This is a genomic window from Bacteroidota bacterium, assembly GCA_018816945.1.
GTDB lineage: Bacteria > Bacteroidota > Bacteroidia > Bacteroidales.
Genome location: JAHIVC010000073.1, coordinates 1 through 12,064 on the forward strand (window position 1 = coordinate 1; position 12,064 = coordinate 12,064).

A 12,064-nucleotide genomic window follows, 5' to 3' on the forward strand; every position below is an offset into this window, starting at 1 on the left:
CAGATTATTTTCATGAATCATTTATGCAAATTATTAGCCTTTATTAGCTTATTTAATAACCATCTCATTTTTGAAAACTAGATTTATTAAATTTTTTAAACCCTTGATTGTTCAACCTACAAACTGATTTTGAACGAATTATTATCATAAAACACAATTTATAATATTAATACTTAAGGCTATGAAAAGAAAGTCATTACAATTCGTTATTAGAACTTGTATCCTGCTAATAACCATTTTAAACACTAACCTAAAAGCTTATAATCAAGTAGGGCAAACCGAAGGATTTGCTAAATTTCAAGTTGATTTCATCAGTGCAATTCATGATGATTCTTTTAGGGGCTTCACTCTAACGGAGAAAGATATTGCAGGATCCCCCTATCTTTCAAATGAATTTATATTTGGCTTAGTTATGACTAATGATAATGTAACTTATGCAGGGATTCCATTGCGCTATAATATATTTAATGATGAGATGGAATTTAAAATCTCAAATGACACCATACTTTCAATCACCAATCCGGAAATTATTAAAGAAATAAAATTTGGCGATGAGTCTTTTATATACCATAAAGTTAATAATAAAAAAGGTGGTTATTATAGTCTACGATGTACTGGTAAAGTTCAATTACTTGCAAAATATAAAATTATTTTCAATCCAGCTAAAGAACCTGAGCCGTACAAGGAAGCTACTCCTCCAACCTTTAGTAAGAAAAGCACAACTTACTGCATTAAACTAGAGGATGCCGATCCGGTATTAATCAATAATAATAAAGATATTGAAAATGCTTTTGGAAAAGAAAGTGATGAAATACTGGGGATTATCAAGAAAAATAAATTAAATGTTAAAAAAGAAAAGGATTTGATTCAGTTGGTTCAAATGATAAATCAGAAGTAAGGATCAAATTTTTCCAGATACTAAGTAAGTTTACTCTTTACAATTGAAGCAATTTGTTTGCTTTCAGCCTTACCGGCTAATTTTTTAGAGGCAAGCGCCATTACTTTTCCCATATCTTTCATTGAAGATGCGCCGGTTTCCTGAATAATTTTCTCAATAATCCTACCTACTTCTTCCTCACTAATTTGCTCAGGCAGATATTTTTGGATCACCTCAACCTGAAACAGCTCGACATCTGCCAATTCTTGCCTTTCCTGATTAAGATATATTTCAGCCGATTCTTTTCGTTGCTTCACCAATCGTTGCAATAACGAAATTTCGGCATCTTTGGATATTTCACCATCCTTTGAATCCTTCCCTGTCTTAACCAATAATAATGAAGCCTTAACTGCTCTCAATGCTTCCAAAGCTTTTGGATCCTTAGCTAACATCGCTTTTTTAATGTCTGCATTTACTTGTTCTTCCAGGCTCATTGTTCAATTATTTAAAATTCCTAATCAACATTATCGTGTAAAAATGAATTATTCTGTTTTAAACTTATTGAATCATTCTCATCCGGTTCTGATAAAGAAAACTTTGAAACTAAAGATTCTGAAGATGGACTGGGTTCAATTAGCTCAACATTCCTTCTCATGTAAGCCGGCTCTCTCTCGAGTTTTTCCAAATCTTCACGTGATTTAAGCCTGATGCTCAAATCTTTTAGCTTCCTTACCCTGTCATTTGTACGACGTTCAACTTCCTCAATATCCATTTGATCAGATGATTTTTCGGTATCGAAGCTTAATTTGGGTTTAGATAGTTCTGCTTCCTGATTATCAACCCTACTAACCAAAGTAGGTTCAGTTATCTGAATCTTGTCAATTGGGTTTTCTGATTTCTTTGTAAAATCAATTGGAGGAGGATTTAGGCGAAACGTTATGGTACGCTCTAGTTTTTCCTCTATAGGCTTCATTTTTAATACATTTTCCTGAGTTGACTCTTGCCTATTCCTCATATCATTCGTAGATATAAGTTGGATTTCATCCATTGGATTCTCGGGCTTATCTTCCTTTTTCTTTTCAACCGTTAAAGGATCACGGTTTAAGGGAATAATTATTTTTTTTGCCCGTTCGATATCAGCTTTTGTTCTGGAATCAAATCCTGTTGCGACAATCGTAACACTAATTTTATTTCCAAGAGATTCATCAGTACCATTACCCCAAATAATTTCTGCATTTCTGCCTGCTTCTGTTTGAATATACTCGGTAATTTCCGTAACCTCATCCATTGATATTTCCTCAATGCCTGAGGAGATGTAGAGAAGTATATCACTTGCACCCGCAATATCACTATCATTCAATAATGGAGAGGCAAGAGCAGCTTTCACCGCAACAATAGCCCTGCTTTCGCCTTCAGCGGATGCAGATCCCATCAGTGCTTTTCCACTGTTTTTCATTACTGTTTTAACATCCTCGAAATCAACATTTATATAACCAGTTACAGTAATGATTTCAGCAATTCCCTTTGCAGCTGTTGTTAAAATGTTGTCGGCTTGCGAAAAGGCCTGAGATAATTTCAGGTCACCATGTAACTCACGCAATTTATCGTTGCATACAACAAGTAAAGTATCTACATTTTCGCGCAGATCTTTTATCCCCTGTTCTGCCTGCAGTTTTCTTTTTCTTCCTTCAAAAGAAAATGGAATTGTAACAATCCCTACTGTTAAAATACCCAATTCTTTAGCTACTGCTGCAATAACCGGAGCAGCTCCCGTACCGGTACCGCCACCCATTCCGGCAGTGATAAATAACATTTTGGTATTTTTTTCCAAAAGCGTTTTTATCTCTTCTATTTTTCCTATCGCTGCCTCCTTGCCCACAGATGGGATGGACCCTGCTCCTAATCCATTGTTTCCGATCTGGATTTTTGTTGGGACAGAACTTGTCTCCATTGCCTGAGCATCAGTATTACAGATGATAAAATCTACCCCTTTAATACCTTGATTAAACATGTGAGTTACGGCATTGCTCCCACCACCTCCTACACCAATTACTTTTATTAAAGAAGACTGGTTCTTTGGATGATCAAATTTTATCATTGCGCTATATTTGGTTTCTTAAATTTATGTTTTAATATCCTCTAAAAAAATTGCTAATTTTAATTTTTTCAACAATTATTTTGTTAATTATTATTCTATTCCATCTCGTTCAAACCAATCCTGAATACTCTTTAAAAAGTTAGTAGGCTTGACTTCTTTTTTTGCTTTTTTAGGCGACCACATCAATTTTCTTTTTTCGCCTTTTTCAAACATTTCCCTATCCTTATCTCTCTTATAACGATCAATCCCTACAATCACGAGACCTATACCAGTCGAGTACATCGGGCTTGCCATCTCATCATCTACGTCGTTTGCCAGGTGCTCATTTGGATAGCCAATTCGTGTATCCATGCCGGTAACAAATTCGGTAAGCTGAGAAATATGGCTCAATAATGCACCACCACCGGTGAGAACTATTCCTGCTATAAGTTTCTTTTCATAGCCTGAATTTCTGATTTCGTAATAAATATGCTCCACAATTTCTTCCATACGGGCCTGAATGATGCTGGCTAAATTTTTCAATGAGATTTCTTTTGCCGGACGTCCGCGAAGACCAGGAATTGCTACAATTTCTTCTTCTTTATTCTCACTTGCCAAAGCTGAGCCAAATTTCACTTTTAATTCTTCAGCATGTTTTTTGATAATCGTACATCCCTCTTTAATATCTTCGGTAATAATATCGCCTCCAAAAGGAATCACCGCAGTATGACGAATAATCCCATCCTGGAAGATAGCAATGTCTGTTGTTCCGCCACCAATGTCGACCAAAACTACCCCGGCTTCTTTTTCGTCATCGCCCAGCACTGCTTCAGCAGAGGCAATTGGCTCCAAAATCAGATCAACGACTTCAAGACCAGCTTTTTTAACACACTTGTAAATATTTTTGGCGGCAGCGGTTTGGCCGATGATGATATGAAAGTTGGCCTCCAGCGTATTTCCCAACATCCCAATTGGCTCTTTTACCCCTTGCTCATTATCGATAACGTATTCCTGAGCGATCACATCAATGATTTCTTCGCCGGGGCTCATGTTTAAATTATACATGGAGTTGTTCAGGAAATCTAAATCTTTCTGGCTTATTTCCTCATCACTGTTTTCACGTATAATATTGCCCCGATGTTGCAAACTTTTAATATGTTGTCCTGCAATACCCACATTTACATATTTAATTTCCACACCTGAAGTTTGAGTGGCTTGCTCAACTGCAGTCATAATGGATTGTACCGTATGCTCAATATTAGATACGACACCACGTTTGACCCCTATGGATTCTGTTCTCCCGAATCCAAGTAACTCAATTTTACCTTTGTCGTTTTTACGTCCAACAATGGCAGCAATTTTTGTAGTTCCAATATCTAATCCAACAATGATTTCTGATGTTTCCATATCATTAAATTTTTGTACAAACAACCTGATTTTTAAACTTTATATTTATCATTTCATAAGCATCCCAGCCATTTATAGGCATTCCCTGCTCGTAGAATATCTGAAGCTTATTCAACTTTTCCTCAACATGTTCAGCCTTACCTAACAATATATATTGCTTTCCAAGTTTTGGGATAAGTTCTATTTCTCTATCTTTATTTACATAGATTTGCTCAATTAAGGCACTCAAAAAGGTATCTTTTCGGATAAACTTTACCAATTCAATAATTGGTGCTATTTCTGAGTTTTCAGCTTGATTATTCAGATTTAATCCCTTTTCATTATTTATATCTATACTTTTTAAAAACCCGCTAACAATTACCAATCGCGGAACATACTGTGGACTTAACGGCATGTAACTTCCATAATTATCCACATAAAAACTTCCTCTGGGCATTTCAAGTCTGAAAATTGGCTGCCTTTGCACAATATCGATAATCAATTCACCTTGAATATTTGAATAAACATTGGCACTCCTGATATAAGGATTTTGTGAAAACAGATTTTCAAGTTTCTCAGTACTAATTACGTTGATAGCTACAGAATAAATATCGCCATACGTTGTTTTAACTATTTCCTCAATTTCACTCTTTTCAATAAAAATATCCTGTTCGGGATAATTTATGCTAATTCGCATGCCAATGCATTTCACCTCTTCCTGCTTTAATGAAACGACATAGATCAACACTACCACTCCACAAGCAGCAATGATCCCGGCTAATATTTTAAGTATCCGTTTCATAATAATCTTTCCTTTATCGGTTGAACCAATTTATCAATATCACCTGCGCCAACTGTCAGCAATACTTTGGGTTTAGAATCTGAAATAAAATTTAGTACCTGCTCGTTTGTAAACAAATATTTGTTTTTCAAATTCACTTTATCTAATAAAAAAGTAGCGTTTATTTCTTCTATAGGCTTTTCACGTGCCGGATAAATTTCAAGCAAGATGAGTTCATCAAGTTGCTCCAGACTTCTGGCAAATTCATCGGCAAAATCGCGTGTACGGGAAAACAAATGCGGTTGAAATATGCCCGTAATTTTTTCCCCCGGGTAAAACTCTCTTACAGCCTGAATACATGCTCTCAATTCTTCCGGATGATGTGCATAATCATCAATATAAACACAATCCGGTCTATTTATTAGAATATCAAAACGACGTTCTACGCCCATATATGTTTTGAGTGCTTCCTTGATAAACTGATTTTTGATCCCATATAATTTGGCGACAGATACAGCTGCAATCACATTTTCAAGATTATGCCTGCCCGGAATCATAAATTGAAGATCATTCAGAACACCCTCAGTTGTGTGAATTTTAAATTCATAGGCAGCATTTACTATCGCGATATCGTATCCATAAAAATCAGCATTATTATCCAAGTTGTAGGTGAAACACTTTTTAGATCCTAACTCTGATTTTAATCGGTGATTGACAACCAAATGTGAATTTGGCTTGCCTTGCCCAGCAAATAATTTAAAATATTCAACCAACTGCATTTTATTATAATAAATATCCAGATGATCCGCATCCATAGAACTGATCAGGCTTATATTCGGGCTTAAACTTAAAAATGAACGATCGTATTCATCGGCCTCTGCAATGACAACTTCTGCATCAGCCGATCCAACAAAATTCGTGTTATAATTCTTTGTAATTCCGCCAACAAAAGCCGAAACTTTTATACCGGCCGTTATAAAAATATGCGCAACCAAAGATGTAATGGTTGTTTTACCATGTGTTCCCGCAATGGCAATGGTAAATTTATTTTTGCTAAGCTCACCAAGCAATGCTGATCGTTTAAGAACGGGAGTTTTGAGCGTTTTGAAATAATTAAATTGTTTATGATCGCTTGGTATCGCCGGAGTATATACAACCAAGTCTATTAATTCAGGGATTTCTGCTACTGCATCGATATAAGTTATATGAATGCCTTCCTCTTCAAGAAGCCTGGTGAGTTTGGTTTCTGTTTTATCATAACCACTTACCTTGACGCCTTTTTGCATAAAGTAACGAGCCAGGGCACTCATTCCAATGCCCCCGATGCCTATGAAATATATATGTTTCAGCTCGTTCAAATTCATGATTAATTTTTTTTACCCAACAGTTTCATAATTTCGTCAACAATAATTTCACTTGCATTTGGTATTGCAAGTTTTCCAATATTAGCTTTGAGCTTAAGTTGAAGCTCTTTGTTACCTGATAAATCTTTTAAAATTGGGCCTAACTTTTCTCCAATATTTGATTCTTTGATCATTAATGCAGCTTCAAGCTCAACCAATGCCACCGCATTTTTAGTTTGATGATCTTCTGCCGCTGATGGAAGAGGAATGAATATTACGGGGTTTTTCACCAAACACAATTCTGAGATGGCAATTGCACCAGCCCGTGAAATCACGATATCAGCAGCTGCATAGGCCAAATCCATTTTTTCGATAAACTTAAATATTTTGATCCTGTCAGATGCATTCTGTAGAGCCTTATTATAAAATGTCGTTCCTGTTTGCCAAATCAATTGCAAATCATTTTTAATAAATTCAGGCAATAAATTCTCAATGCTTTTATTGATCGCAATTGCACCCTGACTTCCACCAACCACAAAAACTACCTGTCGTGAATCCAGTTTAAAAAACTCCCTTGCCTGTTTTCGTTTTCCTGAAACATCAATCAACTCTTCTCTTACCGGGTTTCCTGTTTTGACAATTTTTTCTTTTGGAAAAAAATGATCCATATGATCATAGGCCACACAAATTGAATTTACTTCTTTAGCCAGAAGCCTGTTTGTGATTCCCGGATATGAATTCTGCTCCTGAATCAGTGTTGGAATTTTTTGTCGTATTGCCATACGTAAAGTTGGTCCGCTGGCATAACCTCCCACGCCAATCACAATATCGGGTTTAAATCTCTTGATAATTTGTTGCGCTTTAAATAAACTAAAAATCAGTTTTATCGGGAATAGTAAATTATTGATTGTTAAGCTGCGTTGGAGGCCACTGATCCATAATCCTTCAATTTTAAATCCGGCCAATGGAACCCGCTCCATTTCCATTCTTCCTTTTGCCCCAACAAATAAAATCTCAGCTGCTCCTAACCTTTTCATCAATGCCTTAGCAATAGCTATTGCCGGGAAAATATGCCCCCCGGTTCCACCTCCGCTAATGATTATTTTAGGATTGGCTCTCAACATTTTCTTGACTTTTATCTATTTTTCCTGTTAGATTAACTTCTTTACTCACACTTAAAATAATGCCAATGGATAAACTTGTAAACCAAATTGAAGTCCCACCCATACTGACCAATGGCAAAGGCTGACCCGTAACCGGTAATAAATCGACTGCAACACCCATATTTATTAAAGCCTGAAAAACCAGATTGAAAGCAACTCCAATGGTTAAAAATGCCCCAAATTTCTTTGGGATTATCGTAACAATTTTTACTGCCCTGTAAAACAAAATCATGTAAAGCAAAACGATGACACTTGCCCCGATTAATCCATATTCTTCAATAATGATGGCAAAAATAAAATCAGAATATGGATGAGGTAAAAAATTCCTTTGGGTACTGTTTCCAGGCCCTTTACCTATTATTCCTCCTGATGCGATTGCTATTTTGGATTGATCAACCTGATAAGTACTCTCACTGCTGCCATCCGGAGAAATAAAGTTTTCTATTCGGTTTTTCCAGGTTCCTATCCGTCCCTTCTTATCTCCGGAAGAATTGTAAAGAATAAAGATGAAAACAGTTAATATAACAACCCCTATCATAACCAGGGATAAAATATAAGTCATGTTTACCCGTCCAATAAACATCAGTACCAAACATGTGACAAACAGTAATGCAGCAGTTGAAAAATTAGAAGGCAAGATTAATCCACAAACAATTAAAATTGGCAACATTAATGGTACAAACGCCGATCTAAAATCCTTGATTTGATCTTGTTTTTTTGTCAGAAGGCGTGCCAGATATACGATTAAAGTAAGTTTGGCCAAATCGGATGTTTGAAAACTCAAATTAAAGGGCAAGGGCAGAACACGTTTTGCATCGTTCAAATCTATCCCAATAACCAATGTAAGGGCAAGTAAGGGAACCGCAATAAAAAGTATTATTTGAAAAATCCTGGAATAGTAGGTATAGTTAACCAGATGGGCCAAATACATGAGTCCAAAACCAAAAGCAAGTATCGTAAAATGCTTGATCATATAGTACTCCGTGTTCCCACCTTTGTATTTATAAGCCAGTGTGCCAGATGAACTATAAACAGCCAATAAAGAAAATACAGACAATAGTATCACTACCGCCCAAATTACTTTATCCCCTTTTATTTTATTTGCAAAGCTTGACATCCCAGCTATTTCTTATTATTATAACCCGTTAACGGCTTGTTTAAATTGATTACCCCTATCCTCATAATTTTCGAATAAATCGAAGCTTGCACAAGCGGGTGAAAAAAGAACAGAATCACCTCTTTTAGCCAATTGATATGAAATATTAACAGCTTCAGTGATCGATTGCGTATCAATAATTGTCTCAACTTCTCCTGCAAATGCTTCATGAATTTTTGAGTTATCCAATCCTAAACAAATAACCGCTTTAACTTTATTGCGAACCAAGGTTTTCAAAATTTCATAATCATTGTCTTTATCAATTCCTCCTGCAATCCATACAACTTTGTTCTGCATGCATTCAAGTGCATACCAAGTAGAATTTACATTTGTGGCTTTTGAATCGTTGACAAATTCGATCTCGCTTATGGATGCCACAAACTCAAGACGATGTTCGATATTTTGAAAATCCGTCAGGCATTTTTTAATTGTCTCCTTCCGAATACCTATCAATTTAGAGTTTATACCTGCTGCCATTGATTTGTAAGCTCTTTGCTTACCCTGTAATGCTAATTCTTCTAGAGTCATGTTAATTTTATTTGAGTATTTATATAAATCCTAATTATTCTATTATCTAAGTTTAAGCGTAACAATCGTAAATACTGCGAGCATGATTCCAACAATAAAAAATCGCTGAACGATTTTTGGCTCCGAATAACCCAGTACCTGAAAGTGATGATGAAGCGGTGACATTTTAAAAATTCGTTTCCCAATGCCGGACTTCCTTTTTGTATACTTGAAATAGCTTACCTGAAGTACAACCGAGAGATTTTCAACAACAAAAATTCCGCATAAAATTGGGATTAATAACTCTTTTCGAATGATAATGGCAATTACGGCTATAATCCCGCCAATAGCCAAACTTCCGGTATCGCCCATAAATACTTGTGCAGGATAGGAGTTGTACCATAGAAAACCTATGCAGGCCCCAACAAAGGCACTGATATAAATGGTCAATTCCCCTAAATTGGGGATATACATGATATTTAGGTAATTGGCAAATACGATATTTCCAGAAACCCAGGTTAAGACAGCAAGTGTAGCTCCGATAATCGCGGAAGTTCCGGTTGCCAGGCCATCCATCCCATCCGTTAAATTGGCTCCATTTGAAACAGCCATGATGATCAAGATTACAATTGGAATGAAAATCAAATAAGCTAAGTTTGCATAATCTTTGCCCATCCAGGATATCAGGATAGAATAGTCAAACTCATTATTTTTTACGAAAGGGATACTTGTTTTTGTTGATTTTACTGCATCCAGTTCAAAATTCGCTTTGGCATCACCAAGATTGATCCCCTGTGCAATTGCAGTTTCAACACTGATTTTTTCCCTTATGACAATCGAATCATTAAAATACATGACCGAGCCAACTACCAATCCTAAAATTATTTGTCCTAATAACTTAAATCTTCCGGCCAAACCTTTTTTATCTTTTCTGAATACCTTGATATAATCATCCAACAAACCAATTCCGCCTAACCAAATGGTTGTGAAGATCAAAAGCAAAACATAAATATTATCAAGTTTTACAAATAGAAGTGTTGGGATCAGGACCGCTCCTATTATGATAAGTCCTCCCATTGTTGGCGTTCCTTGTTTTTCAATTTGCCCTTCCAACCCTAAATCCCTTATCGATTCGCCAACCTGCTTTTTAACAAGCACATTTATCAGTCGCTTACCAAAAAGTAGTGAAATGATGAGAGAGAAAATTATTGCCATTGCCGCACGGAATGAGATATACTGAAATACCCCTGCACCCGGGAAGTTGAAATGCTGATCGAGATAACTGAATAAATAATAAAGCATAATTTCTGTCTTATAAATTCATTAATAATTGCTTAACAATCTCTTTTTCATCAAAAGGCAATTTTTCACCTTTAATAATTTGATATTTTTCGTGGCCTTTTCCTGCTACTAAAATGATATCGCCATCTTTCGCAAACATGATCGCAGTTTTTATTGCTTCTCTTCTATTCGTTATTGATAAAGCTTTTCTCATCTGAACTGCATCAAGTCCGGCTTTCATATCTTCAATAATTTGATCAGGATCTTCATTGCGCGGATTATCAGAAGTAAGGATGACACGATCACTATTATTGCAGGCAATTTGCGCCATAACAGGTCGCTTTAATTTGTCACGATTCCCTCCAGTTCCAATCACCGTAATGAGCTGTTCATTTCCGGTTCTGATCGACGCAATCGTTTTCAAAACATTCTCTAAAGCATCGGGTGTGTGGGCGTAATCAATTATTACGTTTATATTACTTTCATATCGTATTTGATCAAATCGACCTTCGGCAGCCTCCATATTGCTCATCAATGTGAGCACCTTTAATTTATCCTCACCCAACAAAACTGCCGTGGCATAAACGGCGAGTAAATTATAAGCATTGAATTTCCCAATTAATTTAAACCATACAGGATGATTCTCAATTTCCAATTCCAATCCTTCAAATTGATTGGTCATAATTTTTGTATTGAAATCTGCAACACCTCTTAAACCATAAGTAAATTTATCTGCCTTGGTATTTTGCAGCATAATTTGTCCGCGCTTATCATCGGTATTGCAAAGTGCAAATGAAGAGGAAGGCAATTGATCGAAAAATTTCTTTTTAGCTTTTAAATATTCATCAAAAGTCAGATGATAATCTAAATGATCATGTGAAAGATTGGTAAAAACAGCCCCTGAAAAATGAAGTCCATAAATACGCTCCTGATCCACTGCATGAGAGCTAACTTCCATAAAACAAAACTCCACACTTGCTTTCACCATTTTATCAAGTAATTGATTCAGTTGAACGCTATCCGGCGTAGTATGTGTAGAAGCAATGCACTCTTGTCCAATTTTATTTTCAATGGTAGAGAGCAATCCTGTTTTATAGCCTAGCTTTGAGAATAAATCATGAAGTAAAGTAACTATCGTGGTCTTGCCATTTGTTCCTGTTATTCCTATCAATTTTAGCTTAGTAGATGGGTGATTGTAAAACTCCGTTGCCAATATTCCCAAAGCTTTTTTTGAATCCGGAACTTGAATATAACAAATGGAATCATTAATGATAGCAGGGATTTTCTCACAAACAACAGCAAGAGCACCTTGCTGAATAGCCAAATCGATAAACTGATGACCATCTACATTTGTTCCAGCCTGAGCAACAAATAAAGATCCTTTTTTAACCTTCCGTGAATCAAAAATAATTTCTTTGACCTGAAGATCGTTAGATCCAATCAATTGCTCGATTTGCAAACTACCTGATATGTCGATCAAATTCTTCATTATA

11 protein-coding genes are annotated in these 12,064 nt (G+C 36.0%); 1 reads left to right on the plus strand and 10 read right to left on the minus strand.

The genetic code is table 11. The features are described 5' to 3' along the window. Window positions 1–181: 181 nt before the first annotated feature. A complete protein-coding gene (locus tag KKG99_11475; protein ID MBU1013618.1) occupies window positions 182–898 on the plus strand; it encodes a hypothetical protein in 717 nt (238 codons plus the stop codon). Window positions 899–918: 20 nt separating this feature from the next. Here KKG99_11475 and KKG99_11480 read toward each other — a convergent pair whose 3' ends face one another. The 10 genes from KKG99_11480 to KKG99_11525 form a co-directional block, all read right to left on the minus strand. Next, the gene (locus KKG99_11480; protein MBU1013619.1) at window positions 919–1,371 is read right to left on the minus strand and encodes a GatB/YqeY domain-containing protein; all 453 of its coding nucleotides are present in this window, start codon (window positions 1,369–1,371) and stop codon (window positions 919–921) included. Window positions 1,372–1,391: 20 nt separating this feature from the next. After that, window positions 1,392–2,972, minus strand: a complete 1,581-nt coding sequence (gene ftsZ / locus KKG99_11485; GenBank protein ID MBU1013620.1) for a cell division protein FtsZ — start codon at window positions 2,970–2,972, stop codon at window positions 1,392–1,394. A 93-nt stretch (window positions 2,973–3,065) separates the two neighbouring features. Beyond that, window positions 3,066–4,361 (minus strand): cell division protein FtsA, encoded by a 1,296-nt coding sequence (ftsA, locus tag KKG99_11490; protein MBU1013621.1) that lies wholly within the window; start codon window positions 4,359–4,361, stop codon window positions 3,066–3,068. 4 nt (window positions 4,362–4,365) lie between these two features. Next, window positions 4,366–5,142, minus strand: coding sequence for a hypothetical protein (locus KKG99_11495; protein MBU1013622.1), 777 nt, complete (start codon window positions 5,140–5,142; stop codon window positions 4,366–4,368). Next, entirely contained in the window at window positions 5,139–6,485 is a 1,347-nt protein-coding gene (locus tag KKG99_11500; GenBank protein ID MBU1013623.1) for a UDP-N-acetylmuramate--L-alanine ligase, read from the minus strand. The genes KKG99_11495 and KKG99_11500 overlap by 4 nt, the downstream gene beginning before the upstream one ends. Before the next feature lie 2 nt (window positions 6,486–6,487). Beyond that, a complete protein-coding gene (murG, locus tag KKG99_11505) occupies window positions 6,488–7,585 on the minus strand; it encodes an undecaprenyldiphospho-muramoylpentapeptide beta-N-acetylglucosaminyltransferase (GenBank protein MBU1013624.1) in 1,098 nt (365 codons plus the stop codon). After that, window positions 7,569–8,744: an FtsW/RodA/SpoVE family cell cycle protein gene (locus tag KKG99_11510; protein MBU1013625.1), complete on the minus strand. Its 1,176-nt coding sequence runs from the start codon at window positions 8,742–8,744 to the stop codon at window positions 7,569–7,571. Before KKG99_11510 ends, murG begins: the two co-directional genes overlap by 17 nt. Window positions 8,745–8,762: 18 nt before the next feature. Beyond that, window positions 8,763–9,311, minus strand: coding sequence for a hypothetical protein (locus KKG99_11515; GenBank protein ID MBU1013626.1), 549 nt, complete (start codon window positions 9,309–9,311; stop codon window positions 8,763–8,765). A 42-nt stretch (window positions 9,312–9,353) separates the two neighbouring features. After that, window positions 9,354–10,592, minus strand: coding sequence for a phospho-N-acetylmuramoyl-pentapeptide-transferase (gene mraY, locus KKG99_11520; GenBank protein MBU1013627.1), 1,239 nt, complete (start codon window positions 10,590–10,592; stop codon window positions 9,354–9,356). 10 nt (window positions 10,593–10,602) lie between these two features. After that, window positions 10,603–12,060: a UDP-N-acetylmuramoyl-L-alanyl-D-glutamate--2,6-diaminopimelate ligase gene (locus KKG99_11525; GenBank protein MBU1013628.1), complete on the minus strand. Its 1,458-nt coding sequence runs from the start codon at window positions 12,058–12,060 to the stop codon at window positions 10,603–10,605. Window positions 12,061–12,064 lie beyond the last annotated feature (4 nt).